The sequence below is a fragment of the Aminobacter carboxidus genome, from assembly GCF_014863355.1.
Lineage (GTDB): Bacteria > Pseudomonadota > Alphaproteobacteria > Rhizobiales > Rhizobiaceae > Aminobacter > Aminobacter carboxidus.
In genome coordinates, this window is the sequence record NZ_JACZEP010000001.1 from 1530810 (window position 1) to 1545250 (window position 14441).

The 14441-nt window shown below is 62.1% G+C and carries 13 protein-coding genes; 2 read left to right on the top strand and 11 right to left on the bottom strand.

Features of this window, described 5'->3' with window-relative positions; translation table 11 throughout:
• The 10 genes from IHE39_RS07270 to pcsA all read right to left on the bottom strand — a co-directional run bounded on the left by IHE39_RS07270 (nt 1) and on the right by pcsA (nt 11229).
• Nucleotides 1-705, bottom strand: a complete 705-nt coding sequence (locus tag IHE39_RS07270) for an ABC transporter ATP-binding protein (RefSeq protein ID WP_192565956.1) — start codon at nt 703-705, stop codon at nt 1-3.
• Entirely contained in the window at nt 698-2500 is a 1803-nt protein-coding gene (locus IHE39_RS07275; RefSeq protein WP_246485391.1) for a branched-chain amino acid ABC transporter ATP-binding protein/permease, read from the bottom strand. The genes IHE39_RS07270 and IHE39_RS07275 overlap by 8 nt, the downstream gene beginning before the upstream one ends.
• A gap of 2 nt (nt 2501-2502) precedes the next feature.
• Nucleotides 2503-3381, bottom strand: coding sequence for a branched-chain amino acid ABC transporter permease (locus IHE39_RS07280; protein WP_184767720.1), 879 nt, complete (start codon nt 3379-3381; stop codon nt 2503-2505).
• Nucleotides 3382-3629: 248 nt separating this feature from the next.
• The gene (locus IHE39_RS07285; RefSeq protein WP_192565957.1) at nt 3630-4466 is read right to left on the bottom strand and encodes a sugar phosphate isomerase/epimerase family protein; all 837 of its coding nucleotides are present in this window, start codon (nt 4464-4466) and stop codon (nt 3630-3632) included.
• A 170-nt stretch (nt 4467-4636) separates the two neighbouring features.
• Complete coding sequence (locus IHE39_RS07290; RefSeq protein WP_192565958.1) at nt 4637-5707, bottom strand: BMP family ABC transporter substrate-binding protein; 1071 nt, start codon at nt 5705-5707, stop codon at nt 4637-4639.
• A gap of 112 nt (nt 5708-5819) precedes the next feature.
• Entirely contained in the window at nt 5820-6734 is a 915-nt protein-coding gene (locus tag IHE39_RS07295; protein ID WP_192565959.1) for an ABC transporter permease, read from the bottom strand.
• A complete protein-coding gene (locus IHE39_RS07300) occupies nt 6727-7827 on the bottom strand; it encodes an ABC transporter permease (protein WP_192566077.1) in 1101 nt (366 codons plus the stop codon). Before IHE39_RS07300 ends, IHE39_RS07295 begins: the two co-directional genes overlap by 8 nt.
• Nucleotides 7827-9404, bottom strand: a complete 1578-nt coding sequence (locus IHE39_RS07305; RefSeq protein WP_192565960.1) for an ABC transporter ATP-binding protein — start codon at nt 9402-9404, stop codon at nt 7827-7829. Before IHE39_RS07305 ends, IHE39_RS07300 begins: the two co-directional genes overlap by 1 nt.
• A gap of 102 nt (nt 9405-9506) precedes the next feature.
• A complete protein-coding gene (locus IHE39_RS07310) occupies nt 9507-10484 on the bottom strand; it encodes a quinone oxidoreductase family protein (RefSeq protein WP_184767715.1) in 978 nt (325 codons plus the stop codon).
• 4 nt (nt 10485-10488) lie between these two features.
• Nucleotides 10489-11229: a phosphatidylcholine synthase gene (gene pcsA / locus IHE39_RS07315; protein ID WP_184767714.1), complete on the bottom strand. Its 741-nt coding sequence runs from the start codon at nt 11227-11229 to the stop codon at nt 10489-10491.
• 364 nt (nt 11230-11593) lie between these two features.
• Between pcsA and IHE39_RS07320 the strand changes: the two genes are divergently transcribed.
• Nucleotides 11594-12853: a UbiH/UbiF family hydroxylase gene (locus tag IHE39_RS07320; protein ID WP_246485392.1), complete on the top strand. Its 1260-nt coding sequence runs from the start codon at nt 11594-11596 to the stop codon at nt 12851-12853.
• A 32-nt stretch (nt 12854-12885) separates the two neighbouring features.
• Here IHE39_RS07320 and IHE39_RS07325 read toward each other — a convergent pair whose 3' ends face one another.
• The gene (locus IHE39_RS07325) at nt 12886-13848 is read right to left on the bottom strand and encodes an AEC family transporter (RefSeq protein WP_192565961.1); all 963 of its coding nucleotides are present in this window, start codon (nt 13846-13848) and stop codon (nt 12886-12888) included.
• A 267-nt stretch (nt 13849-14115) separates the two neighbouring features.
• Between IHE39_RS07325 and hspQ the strand changes: the two genes are divergently transcribed.
• Nucleotides 14116-14439 (top strand): heat shock protein HspQ, encoded by a 324-nt coding sequence (gene hspQ, locus IHE39_RS07330; RefSeq protein WP_184767712.1) that lies wholly within the window; start codon nt 14116-14118, stop codon nt 14437-14439.
• Nucleotides 14440-14441: the final 2 nt, after the last annotated feature.

The following is a 14441-nucleotide window of genomic DNA, read 5'->3' on the forward strand; positions in this document are numbered from 1 at the left end:
TTACACCGCAGCTACCGCCGGAGCGTTCAGCTTCTCGTCGAGTTCCGAAGCGAGGCAGGAGAACTTCACCTGGCCGCGCTCGATGATCATCGCGCGGTCGGCGTAAGGTGCCGTCACCGCCAGATGCTGCTCGACGATGACGACCGCCGTGCCTGTCTGCGCCCAGCGGCGCAGGAAGGCGAGGATCGGCGGCAGCAGCGCCTGGGCCAGGCCCATCGACGGCTCGTCGCAAAGCAGCACCTTGGGCTGGGCGATGAAGGCCTGGCCAAGCGCCAGCATCTGCTGCTGGCCGCCGGAAAGATCGCGGGCGTAAAGATTCTGCTTCTCCTTGAGGATCGGGAAGACCGCATAGATCTCCTCGACCGCATTGTTGAAGCCGGCGCGATCACCTCGACGGGCCGCTGCCCCCATGCGCAGATTGTCGAAGACGCTGAGCTCAGGAAATACGCGGTGCCCGTCGAGCACCAGACGCAGGCCCGACTGCGCAACTTTCTCGGGCGCGGTCCCACCAATCGGCTTGCCGTCGAGCAGGATATCGCCGCTGTCGGGCTTGTTGAAGCCAGCGATCGCCCTCATTAGCGTCGACTTGCCGGCACCGTTCTCGCCGCCGATGAGCAGGATTTCGCCCGCCTTGGCGGTCAGCGAGACGTCGCGTAACACCGGGATGGTGCCGTAGCCGGCAACCAGATTCTTGACCTCAAGCATGGCGCGACCCCACGAACATATGCTGCACTGCCGGGTCCTTGGCGACCACGTCCGGCTTGCCAGATGAAACCACCCGGCCCTGCTCCAGCACCGTGATGGTGTCGGCAATGCCCCACACCAGGTCGAGATCGTGCTCGACGAGAATGATGGTCTTTCCCATCTGGCGGCTCAGGAACTTGACGAGATTGGCGAAGTTGGTGCGCTCGCTCTGCGACAGGCCGGCGGCCGGCTCGTCGAACAAGACGATCGTCGCTTCCTTCAGCACCGTACGCATCACCTCGACCAAGCGGCGCTGGCCGTGCGACAGCAATGTTGCGCTGTCCTGGCCGAAGCTCTCTTCCATCGCCTTGGCGAGTGCGGTGACATCGGCGCTGGCCGGGCCGACGCGGGCGTCCATGCCGATCTTCAGATTGTCCCATAGCGACAGCTGGCTGAAGATGCGCGGCGCCTGGAAGGTACGGCCGAGGCTCATATTGGCGATACGGTCGGCGGCCATGTTGGTGGCATCGACGCCATTGATCATGAACGAGCCGGTGTTCAGGCGTGACAGGCCGCTCAGCACATTGAGCAGGCTGGTCTTGCCCGAGCCGTTCGCCCCGATCAGCCCATGGACCTCACCCTTGCGGACCTTGAGATCGACAGCGCTGACGGCCACCACCTCGCCGAACTTCTTGGTGCCGTTGCGCACCTCGACGGCAATCTCGTCGCTTGGTTCGCGCACCGTCTTGCCGGCTTGCAGATCGGCGAGGAAGCCGTCGATGCGGAAGGCCTGCTCGCCACCACCTGATTGCTTACGCTTGGCGCGCAGCCGCTCGGCGGAGCCGACGATGCCATCGGGGAAAGCCATGACGGCGAGAAGCGTCAGGCAGCCATACATCAAGAGGCGGTATTCGACGAAGCCGGCAAGCAGGATGTTCGGCAGGATGTAGACGATCCAGATGCCGATGATGGGCCCGAGCATCTGCCCGCGTCCGCCGACGACGACGGCGAAGAAGAAGACGAAAGACAACTCGATGTTGAAGCCCTGCGGGCTGACGAAGGCCACAGTCGGCAGATAGAGGATGCCGCAGATGCCGGTGCCGATCGAGGCAACGATGAAGGCGAGGAAGCGCATCACGCCCGGCTTGATGCCGAGGGAACGCGCAGCTTCGGGGCTGAGTGCCGCCACGAACATGCTGCGGCCGAGCTTGGAGCGGCGGACACCATAGTGGACGAACAGCGCGATCATCGGGAATACGGCAACCGCGATCGAAAGCGGCGACATGCCGAAGACGACAGGATTGGTCAGCGCCGGCACTGAAACGCTGATGCCGTTGATGCCGTTGGTCCACTTGTCGAGGGTCACCAGCAACTGCGGAAAGACGATCGCGGCACTCATTGTGACGAAGCCGAGGTGGAAGCCCTGCACACGCAGCGCCGGCAGCGCAAACAGCAGCCCGCCCAGCACGGCGGCGAAAAGGCCACCCAGCGATGCCGCCGCGAACGACCAGCCATGCAGGCCAAAGAGGATCGCAGCCACATAGGCGGCAAGGCCGAGGATGGCGCCTTGTCCGAACGACTTCTGGCCGGCATCGACGAACAGCATGTTCTGGAAGATGGCGGCGGCGATGTAGATGTTGACCAGCTGGAACGTGTGGATCCAGTAGGAATTGCCGGCAATCATGGGGCCGAAGCCGGTGATCCCGATCAGGGCGACGCCGATCCAGACCTGTGTCAGGTCTGAGTTGAAGCGGCCTTTCGGCTTGGTTTCGGCCATGGAAACAGGTCCGGTCTGTACGTTTGCGGTCGCCTGCATGTTCACACCCGCCTCGCGCCGACGCGCCCGAAAAGGCCCTGCGGCCGGAACATCAGGATCAGCACCAGCACCAGCAGCGAGGCGAGGTCCTGATAGGCGCCGCCGACTTTGTAGGCGGTCAACATCGCCACGACGCCGACCAGCGGACCGCCGATCAGCGTGCCGGCGTTGGAGCCGATGCCGCCGACAACGGCCGCGACGAAGCCGTTGAGTACGTATTTCAGGCCGGCATCAGGGCTGACCGAGATGACCGGCGCCACCAGGAAGCCGACGGTACCGACCATCAGGCCGCTGATCGCAAAGGCGATGAGCTGCAGGCGGCGCACCGGCAGGCCGGCGGCACGCGCAGCGTCGAAATCCTGCGACAGCGCGCTGATGGCGAGGCCGATGAAGGTCTTTCGCAAGAAGAAGCGCAGCGCGAAGAACCAGAAAATCATTGCAGCGATGGCCAGCGCATAGGCGCCGGGGGTGCGGGTCCCAAAGATGCGGAAGCTGGGCACGACGCTCTGGACGGAATAGGCGAACGGCCCCTGCGTGATCATCAGCAGTGCTGCCACGATGACAGAAACCGAAACCGTAGAGATCAGCCAGCTGTCCTGCTCAACCGAAGAACGCAGCGGGAGCAGCGTGATGTACCCCTGGAAGGCAACGACGGCGGCGATGCCAAGCCCCGTCAAAAGCAGCATCAGGCTCCACTGGCCGAGCCCGACTTGGTTGGCGAGGAAATAGGCGGCGAAGCCGCCGAGGATGAACATGTTGCCTTGGGCGAAGTTGAAGATGTTCGTCGCGCCATGGACGATATTGAAGCTCATCGCGATGGTGGCGAAGATCGACCCGATGGCGATCCCGCGTATCACGATGATCAGTATTTCGCTGAGCATAAGCTCGCCTCCCTGACTTCACTTATGAACCCGCCTTGCATGCACCGCGGGCAAGCCCGAAACACCGACGAGGAGGGGTATTTTGAGGTCAGCTTATGCGTGCCAGCCACGGCCGCAACATCGTTCGAACGGACTAACGACAATTGCAGGGAAACGCAGCTTCTGGCCGCCTGGCTCAAGGGAACCGGATAGGGTCGATCGACGACGACCTCAGCCCTGTCATCGACCAACAGAATCCATTGCCCTGTTCAGGAAAAACAGGTGCTGGCAGTGTCAAACGATGTGCTCGCCGCCTCACTCAGGCAAAGAGCAGCGAGATCGGGAGAGATCACCTCGACACTGAACGGCACGGAGACGCCCGTTGCTTCAAGCGTTGCGGCGAAACCTGCGAGGTCAAACCCGCCCTGCCCGCACAGCTTGCGGTTCATGGTCTCCGTTGACAGCTGACCGGCAGGCACTTCATCAGCGTCGTTCACCTGCACGCACAGCACCTTGTCGGCCGGAATCCGCCCGAGGTCGCCCAGCGGCACGCCGGCGCGGAAGATGTGCCAAGAATCGATGACCAGACCGGCATTGGGAATGTCGCCGATGATCGCCAGCGCCGTGTCCACGTCCCGCACATTGCCCCAGGCCACCAGTTCCAGCGCGATCGTAAAGTCGTTTTCGGCAGCCCTGCTGCAGAGGTCACGGAACTTGTCCTGCATGGTCCCCAGCGAGATGCCACGCTCGCCAAGGTCAGGTCCGACATTGACCACCTTGGCGCCGAACGCCGCCGCCGCGCGAAACGCCGTCTCCTCGTTGCGCCGCGAGGCCAGCCCGGCCTCGCCGTCCATGAACCAGTCGGTCAGGAACTCGACCGACACATGCTTGATGCCATGGACATCGAGGATGGCGCGCAACTCGCCATCGCCAAAACCGCGCGCCCGCTGCTCGGCATAGTCGCGAAAATGCAGGCACATGCCGGTGAAGCCTGCCGCGGCACATGCCTCGACCCGCTCGCCAAAACCATGGCGCGATGCCACCGGGCCGCCCGGCATCACGCCGCTGACGGTATGCGAGCTGCAGATGTATTCGCGTGATTTCATGATGTTCCCGGGGCTGGCTGCTGTCGGCCCAAAAATGTCCCTCCGGCAATAGGCATACAGGTCCATTCGGACTAGACACGGTTTCGTCAGGTGCCAAAACTAAAAACCCCCGGCAAGACCGGGGGTTCTTTTTTTGAGCACGAGACACGCGCCCGGCAATGCCCGCCGGCTTACTGCGGCAGCTTGTCGTCCACGCCCTTGACGTAGAAGTTGAGGCCGAGCAGAACGCCGTTTTCGGCCACTTCGCCGGCCTTGAGCCATTCCGAGCCATCCTGCTTGGCGATCGGCCCTGTGAACGGATTGAACTCTCCGGACTTGATCTTGGCTGCGGTTTCCTCGGCAAGCTTCTTGACGTCGTCGGGCATGTTGGCGAACGGCGCCATCACGACGTGGCCTTCCTTCATGCCGCCCCAGACATCCTGCTGCTTCCAGGTGCCGTCGACGACTGCCTTGACGCGCTCGACGTAGTACGGGCCCCAATCATCGACGATCGAAGTCAGCTGCGTGGTCGGGCCGAACTTGATCATGTCAGAGGCCTGGCCGAACGCCTTGATGCCACGCTCGGTCGCAACCTGCATCGGTGCCGTCGAGTCGGTGTGCTGGGTGATGATGTCGACGCCCTGGTCGATCAGCGCCTTGGCGGCATCGGCTTCCTTGCCAGGGTCGAACCAGGTGTTGGCCCACACCACCTTGACCTTGAAGTCAGGGTTGACCGACTGCGCGCCGAGCACGAAGGCGTTGATGCCCATCACCACTTCCGGGATTGGGAAGGACGCAATGTAGCCCGCGACGCCCGCCTTCGACATCTTGGCGGCGATCACGCCCTGGATGTAGCGGCCTTCATGGAACTTCGAATTGTAGGTCGCGACGTTCGGATGCTCGCGCTTGTAGCCCGTGGCATGCTCGAACTTCACATCCGGGAACTTGCCGGCGACCTTGTTGGTAGGGTCCATGTAGCCGAAGGACGTGGTGAAGATGATGTTGCAGCCCGAACGTGCGAAACGTTCGATCGCGCGCTCGGCGTCAGCGCCCTCGGGAACGCTTTCAAGATAGGCGGTCTCGACTTTATCGCCGAGCTCCTTCTTCATGTGTTCGAGGCCCTGATGATGCTGGTAGGACCAGCCGAAATCGCCGATCGGGCCGACATAGATAAAGCAGGCCTTGGTCGCGGCTTCCGCCGCCATCGTACCGAAAGACATCACCGCGGCAGCCGCGGCAAACGACAAAATTGTCTTCTTCATGCTTTGTTCCTCTTACTGGTTGCCCGGGGCACTATCCCATCCTTTTTGTAGTCCCTGTACATGGTCCGCCTCGAATGCCGTTCGAAACGACTTTCGAATCGGTGCCATGGTCTTAGCGATCTGGCACAAACGGCCGCCCCAATGAAGCCGGAGTGTTCACCATCGTCAGTCGCCTGTTGCGCGAGATCAGCACAAGAACAACGACGGTTGCCAGATAGGGTAGCGAAGAAAGCAATTGCGACGGCACGCCGATGCCCAACGCCTGGGCATGCAGCTGGCCGATCGAAACCGCTCCGAACAGATAGGCGCCAGCGAGTATCCGCCACGGCCGCCAGGAAGCGAACACCACCAGCGCCAAGGCAATCCAGCCCCGGCCTGCGGTCATGTTTTCGATCCACTGCGGTGTGTAGACGAGTGACAGATAGGCACCGGCAAGTCCCGCGCAGGCGCCGCCGAACATGACGGCGAGGTAGCGGATGGCGATGACCTTGATGCCGAGTGCGTGCGCCGAGGTGTGGTTATCGCCGATCGAGCGCAATGTCAGCCCTGCCCGGGTGCGGAACAGGAAGTAGGCGACGCCTGCGGTCAACAGCAGAGACACGTAAAACAGCGGATCCTGCCCGAACAATAGCTTGCCCACGAACGGCAGTTCGCTGAGGAAGGGAATGTGGATGTAGTCCATTTTTATGCCCGGCAGGCCAACGAAGCTCTCGCCGAGCATGCCCGACAGACCAAGGCCGAGCAGCGTCAGGGCCAGGCCTGTCGCCACCTGGTTGGTCACCAGCGTCAGCGTCAGGAAGCCGAACAGCAGCGAAAACAGCGCACCGACGATGATCGCGGCAAGCACGCCGAGCCAAGGCGAGCCGGTGGTCAGCGCGACGCCGAAACCGGTCACCGCACCCATCACCATCATGCCTTCGACGCCGAGGTTGAGCACGCCGGAGCGCTCGACGACCACTTCACCGACCGCTGCGATCAGCAGCGGAGTTGCCGCCGTCGCAATCGTAATCAGGATATCTTCAAACATTTTGCGTGGCCTCCACGGTCTTTGCAGCGGAGGCGCCGACAAAGCGGATGCGGTAAAGAATGAGCGTGTCGCAGGCGAGGACGAAGAACAGCAGCATGCCCTGGAACGCGCGCACCACCTTGTCGGACACGCCGATCGATATCTGTGCTGCTTCGCCGCCGAGATATGACAGCGCCAGCACCAGGCCCGCAGCAATGATACCGAGCGGGTTCAGACGGCCGAGAAAGGCAACGATGATTGCGGCAAAGCCGTAGCCGGGCGAGATCGTCGGCCTAAGCTGGCCAATAGCGCCCGACACTTCCGAAATACCGGCCAGCCCGGCAAGACCGCCTGACACCAGGAAGGCGAAGAACACCATTTTCGATTGCGAAAAGCCTGCGAAGCGCCCTGCGCGTGGGCTTTGGCCCAGCACTAGAACCTCGAAGCCTTTCAAGGTACGCGACAGCATGAACCACAGCGCGATCGCCGCAACGATGGCGAACACAAAACCCCAGTTGGCGCGTCCCGAAGCCGACCAGATCTCGGGGAGTACAGCACTCGGGCTGAAGGTGCGCGTCTCCGGAAAGTTCATCCCCGCCGGGTTGCGCCACGGCCCACGCACCATCCAGTCGAGGAACAGCTGCGCGACGTAGACCAGCATCAGGCTGGTCAGGATCTCATTGGTGTTGAAGCGCACCTTGAGATAGGCCGGAATTGCACCGTAAGCGGCACCGCCTGCAATGCCCATCAAGAGCATCAGCGGCAGCACGATCCACGACTGGAAGTCAGGAAACATCACCGGCAGGATCGAGCCGGTAATCGCGCCGATGACGAACTGGCCTTCGGCGCCGATGTTCCAGTTGTTGGAGAGGTAGCAGATCGACAGACCGACGGCGATCAGGATCAGCGGAGCTGCCTTGACCGCCAGCTCATGCAGCGACCAGACCTCGCGCAGCGGATCGATGAAGTAATAATACAGCGCTTCGACCGGGTCTTTGCCAAGCAGCGAAAACATGATCGCGCCGGCAATCAGCGTCAGACCAAGCGCAATGAGGGGCGAAAGCGCTGCAAAAAGCTTGGAGCGCTCCGGGCGCTTGACGAGTTCGATGCGCATCATGCCACCTCTTTCGCATGGTCGAGGTGACCAGGTTCGGCACCGCCCATCAGCAGGCCGATGCGCTCAAGCGTGGCGTCGGCGATCGGGATCGGCTTGGACAGCTCACCATTGTGCATGACGGCGATCGAGTCGGAGATTTCAAACAGCTCGTCGAGGTCCTGGCTGATCACCAGCACCGCCGAGCCGTTGCGCGCCAGTTCGATCAGCGCCTGGCGGATGCGCGCCGCGGCACCGGCGTCGACGCCCCAGGTCGGCTGGTTGACGACCATGACGGCAGGGTTGCGGTCGAGCTCACGGCCGATGATGAATTTCTGCAGGTTGCCGCCCGAAAGAGCGGCAGCTTCGGGATCCGGCGCGCTCTTGCGCACGTCCATCACATCGATGATGCGCTGCGCAGCCTTCTGGATCGCGCCAGACTTGATCAGCCCGAGGCCAGCGACGAACGCCTTGCCGTCAGTGGCGTGGCGCGACAGCAGCAGATTGTCCGACAGCCGCATGCGCGGGGCAGCACCATGGCCGAGGCGCTCTTCAGGTACGAAGGCAGCACCCAGAAGACGGCGCGCGGAAATGCCCATGCGCCCTGCCGACTTGCCGCGGATGCGGATAGCGTCAGCACTTTCCTGCAAAGCCTCACCCGAGACCGCCTCGAATAGCTCACCCTGGCCGTTGCCGGCGACACCGGCGATGCCGATGACCTCGCCGCCGGCGACGCTCAGCCAGATGTTCTTGAGCGGCGTCGAGAACGGTCCGGCCGGCTTGCGGCTCATGCCGCAGATGCTGAGCAGTTCCTCGCCGCGCACCGATGCCGTGGTGCGCTCGGCGTTCTTGACCTCGGTGCCGACCATCATCCGCGCCAGCGAAGATGGCGTCTCGAGCCGGGGATTGCAGTGGCCTACAACCTTGCCGTGTCGCATGATCGTGGCGCTGTCGCAGAGCCGGCGGACTTCGTCGAGGCGGTGCGAGATGTAGAGGATCGACTTGCCCTCGGAGCGCAGGCGCTCGAGCGTCTCGAACAGCCTGTCGGCCTCCTGCGGCGTCAGCACCGAAGTCGGCTCGTCGAGAATGATCAGATCAGGCGTCTGCAACAGGCAGCGGATGATCTCGATGCGCTGGCGTTCACCGACCGAGAGGTCACCGACCAGTGAGTCTGGATCGAGCGGCAGACCATAGCTGTAAGACAGCGCCCGCGCCTTGGCGGCGATCGTGCCAATCGGCGTGTCGTCGGCCAGCGAAAGCGCTATGTTTTCGGCAGCCGTCAGCGCTTCAAACAGCGAAAAATGCTGGAAAACCATGCCGATGCCGAGCTTCTTGGCAACGCCCGGGCTGGTGATCCTGGCCAACTGGCCGTTCCAGTGGATTTGGCCGGCATTGGGCTCTAACGAGCCGAATAACATCTTCACCAGCGTCGATTTGCCGGCACCGTTTTCCCCAAGCAGTGCGTGGATTTCACCCTTGGCGATGGTCAGGTCGATCTGGTCGCACGCCTTTAGAGTGCCGAATATCTTCGTCAGGCCGCGAACCTCAAGCAGGTTCCGACCATTGGCTAAAGGGGTTGTGTCCACAACGCCTCCCATTGTCAGTTCTTTATTATGTTCCCGGGAGCATGGTAGGCGCGTCCTGCTCCCGGCGCAAAGCATGTCAGAAGTTGAAAGAGCTTCAAGAATTCCAGCGAAAACTCAAGGGACAAGTACGGTGGTCCCCGTCGTCTTGCGGCCTTCCAGATCGGCATGAGCCTCTGCCACGTCGCGTAGCGCATAACGCTGGTTGATCCTGATTTCGACCGCTCCTTTGAGCACCACATCGAACAGCGCGTCAGCAGACTTTACCATATCCTCGCGCCGCGCATTGTAGGCAAACAGCGTCGGCCGCGTTGCAAACAGCGAGCCCTTCTGTGCCAAAAGCGAAATGGAAAATGGCGGGATCGGTCCCGAAGACTGGCCGAAGCTGACGAAGGTTCCCAGCGGTCGCACGCAGTCGAGCGAACCGGGAAACGTGTCGTTACCGACGGAATCATAGACGACGTCGCATTTCTTGCCGCCGGTGATGGCAGCCACCTCGGCGACGAAATCCTGCTCGCGGTAGTTAATGACGTGGTCGAAGCCATGCGCCCTGGCAAGCTCGCCCTTGTCGTCCGAGCCGACCGTCCCGATAACAGTCGCGCCAAGATGCTTGGCCCACTGACCGAGGATCAGGCCGACGCCGCCGGCAGCGGCATGGTAAAGAACGATGTCGCCGGCCTTCACCTTGAAGGTGCGCAGCAATAGATATTCGGCCGTCATGCCCTTCAGCATCATGGCAGCCGCCTGCTCGTCGGAGATGCCGTCGGGCACCTTGACCAGACGGTCGGCGGCAATCACCCGTTCGTCGCAATACGCCCCTGTGGGTACTGCATAGGCGATGCGGTCGCCGACCTTGAGCCAGTCGACGCCGTCGCCCAATTCCAGCACCACGCCAGCCGCCTCGCCGCCCGGGGTCACAGGCATGCCGTTTGGCGCGGGGTAGAGCCCGGTGCGGAAATAGACGTCGATGAAGTTGAGACCGATGGCGGTGTGGCGGATGAGCGCCTGACCGACGCCCGGACGGCCGACTTCCACTTCTTCGTAGGTCAGCGCTTCGGGGCCACCATGGGCATGCACGCGTATCGCTTTGGGCACGTCGTCAGTCTTTCTCTGTCTCGGTTGCCGGCTTGCCGCCGAGATTGGGGAAGAGCTGCATCACGCCGCCGATGAAGAACAGGTACAGGCCGCTGATGGCGATGCCGATCTTGACCCATTCGCTGGCATCCATGTGCTGCCATAGCGCCACGCCGCCCAAGGCGCACCAGATCAGCGTCATCGGCAGGTTGATGTTCCGCAGCCTGACGACCCGCACAGGGTGCAGGAAATTCATCGGCACGAAGGTCAGGATGCCCGCTATGACCACCACCGCGAACGAAACCCATTGCCCCGGCTCGATGACGAACAGCGTGAACACCACCATGTTCCAGACTACCGGGAAGCCCTTGAAGAAGTTCTCCTTGGTCTTCATGCCGGTGTCGGCATAGTAGATCGCGCTCGACACCACGATAATCGCTCCAGACAGGAACGACAGCCCCTCGCCCATGAAGCCGCTCTGATAGAGCGCGAAGGCGGGGATCAGCACATAGGTGACATAGTCGATGATGTTGTCGAGCAGTTCGCCCGACCACGTCGGCAGGATTTCCTTGACCTCGAGCTTGCGCGCGATCGGCCCGTCGATGCCGTCGACGAAAAGCGCGAGCCCCAGCCACCAGAACATCGCCGTCCAGCGTTCTTCACTCGCCGCAACCAGCGATAGGAAGGCAAGGAACGATCCCGATGCGGTGAGAAGATGGACCGAAAAGGCCCGCGCCTGCGGCCATGTGACTTTCTTGGGCTTCACGTTTCCCGCCAATCATTTTGCAGAATTGAGCCGAATGGATGAACATGACCAAGCAATGGAGACAATCTGTTGCGGCACGGTTGCACGAATTCTTCCTTCATCGCGCCCTCCTGTTTGCCACCGATAGTCTCCCTGCCGTTCCGGCACTTAATAGCAGCACCGCTTTCCAGACAAGACGAAAGCCAAGCCGAAAATGACCAGTTGCGGTGCCAGTACAACTTCATCCACTGCGGCGTTGGCGTCCGGCAACATCCCAAGCCGGCTGAAATTGCACCGAGATGAACAATTGCGACCGAATGGGATGAATCGCCGCGTTGATCAATGGCTTAGGCCTGCAATATACCGGGATAACTGAGGTGCGCAGATGGCACCAGAACAGCACGGGCAGCCGATGAGCGTCGATACGACAAACCACGTTGTGGTGGCCGGCACTGGACCGGTGGGGCTTATATCTGCTCTAGCCTTTGCCGAGGCCGGCTTTGGCGTCGTGCTTGCCGGACCGTCGGCGCGCGCCGACGATGGCCGCACCACGGCACTGATGGTGCCGGCGCTGAAATTCCTGGCAAAGCTGGGCGTGCTCGATTCGCTCGAACCCGAAGCGGCCCCCCTCAAGGTGATGCGTATCATCGATGGCACGTCGCGGCTGATCCGCAGCCCCATCGTCACTTTCCGCGCCGGCGAGATCGGCGAAGACCATTTCGGCCTCAATTTCCAGAATCGCGTCTTCAACGCAGTCCTCGAAAAGGCTGTCGAGGCCCATGCCGGCATCGAATGGCGCCGCGCCATGGTCGACAGCTGGACCCTTGAGCCCAACAAGGTGAATGCCGCGCTATCGGACGGCACATCGGTCGAAGCACCATTGGCGGTCGCCGCCGATGGCCGGAATTCGCCGGCGCGCCAGGCTGCCGGCATCTCGGCATCGGTGCGTTCGCTGCCGCAGGCGGCATTGGTGCTGAATTTCGCCCATAGCCGCGACCACGCCTTCACCTCGACCGAATTCCATACCGAAACCGGGCCGTTCACCCAGGTTCCACTGCCCGGCCGCCGCTCCAGCCTCGTCTGGGTGCTCAGGCCCGAAATGGCAAAGGACTTCGCCAGCCTGGACGACGCAGCCCTGTCGTTGCGGGTCGAACAGCAGATGCAGTCGATGCTCGGCCGCGTCACCGTCGAAGGCGGACGCCAGATCTATCCGTTGTCAACATTGCTACCGCAACGTTTCGCCCAGAACCGCGTCGCCCTTGTCGGCGAAGCCGCGCACGTGTTCCCACCGATTGGCGCCCAAGGGCTCAATCTCGGCATTAGGGATGTCGATCAGCTCGTTGAAATAGCATCGAAATACCGTGACGATGATACAGGTGCTGTGTTAGCGCTCGCGGCATATGATTCCGCGCGGCGCCCCGACATTCTCGCCCGCACCAGCGCGGTCAACCTGCTCAACACGTCGCTGTTATCCGACATGCTGCCGGCACAACTGGCGCGCAGTGCTGGGCTCAACGTCCTCGGCGGCTTCTCACCGCTCCGCGCCTTCTTCATGCGTGAAGGCTTGCGCCCGGGCAGCGGCTTTTCGTCGATCGCATCTGGCCTGCGTTCGCCGCGCAGTCAGCGCGACGCCTCCACCGACTGAGCACCGGAGGCTGTTCGACAACTCGCAGTCTCTTACGGGAAAAGATCCGGCGGCAATATGCCATGCTGGATCATGTACAGCAGTCCGGTGACCGTCAGCACCGAGATGCAGGTGGTGACAAGCACGCTCGCCGAGGCGCGCTCGACCCAGACGCCATATTGCTGGGCGATGACGAAGACGTTGGTCGCCGTCGGCAGTGCAGCCATGAGCATCGCCGAAAACAGCCATACCGGCGAGAAATTGCCAACCCAGCTCAACACGACGTAGCACAGCAGCGGATGCACGATCAGCTTGAGCAGCGCGATCGGCACCATTTCGTGCGGCACCCGCTTCAATGGCCTGAGCGCCAGCGTCACGCCCATGGCAAACAGGGCGCAAGGCGCTGCCGCGCGTGACAGATATTCGAGGAACCGCTCGACCGGCAGCGGCGGCTGAAACTCCGCATAGGCCGCAAATACGCCAACCGCGGTTGCGATGATGAACGGGTGGAGGGCGATCTTCTTGACCACGTCGAGGGCTACGCTCACCGGCGAGCGTGGCTCGTCGCCGGCCAGCGCCATCATCATTGGCGCGATGGTGAAATGCATGATGTTTTCGAAGCAGAAGATCAGCGCCACCGGCACCGCCGCCTCCTCGCCGAAGGCCAGCAGCGCAAGGCCGGGGCCCATATAGCCGATATTGCCATAGGCGGAGGCCAGCCCCTTGATCGTCGATTCGGCGATCTCGCCACGCGCCCTGATGCAGGACGCCGTGAACATCAGCATGAAGATGACGAAGGTCGAAAACACCGCTCCTGTTATATAACCCCATTCGGTCAGCCGCTCGAACGGCGTCTTGGCTAGCAGCTGAAAAAACAGCGCCGGCAGGGCGACATAGACGATGAAGGTCGTCATCCAGCCGAGCGCTTCCAGCGGCTGCCTGGTGATCCGGGCAACGACGAACCCCATGAAGATCAGCCCGAAGAAGGGCAAGATCAGACCGATCACCTCAGACATCGGCACTTTCCCGCTTGGCGTGCTGGAAAAGGCGCGTTCACCGCCTGGCGGCGACGGATGCGCGACGGAGCATAACAACCAGCCGGTATCGTGCCGCCGGACCAGCCGTCAAGCCGCTATGCCATTGAAATAGCTGCCTTGCTGCGCCAAATAGGAAGTTGGAAGGCACAATTGGCGGGACCGGAGAGCCTCTTCGAACGCGATTGTGACCTAAGCGATTGAAAGCGCGTGTGATTTGGCAAATCGAGCGCGGCACAGGTGAGACCCATGAAGACGGCAAAGTTCTCGATCGGACAGGTGGTGCGCCACCGTGTGTTCCCGTTCCGGGGCGTGATCTTCGATGTCGACCCGGAATTCGCCAATACCGAGGAGTGGTACGACGCGATCCCCGCTGCCGTGCGCCCGCGGCGGGACCAGCCTTTCTATCACCTGCTGGCGGAGAATTCGGAGACCGAATATGTCGCCTATGTCTCCGAGCAGAACCTGCTTGAGGACAGTTCCGGCGAGCCGGTCCGGCATCCGCAGGTGGGCGAGTATTTCGACAAGACCGCGGATGGCCACTACGCCCCCAAGGCACGCAGCAGCCACTAGAC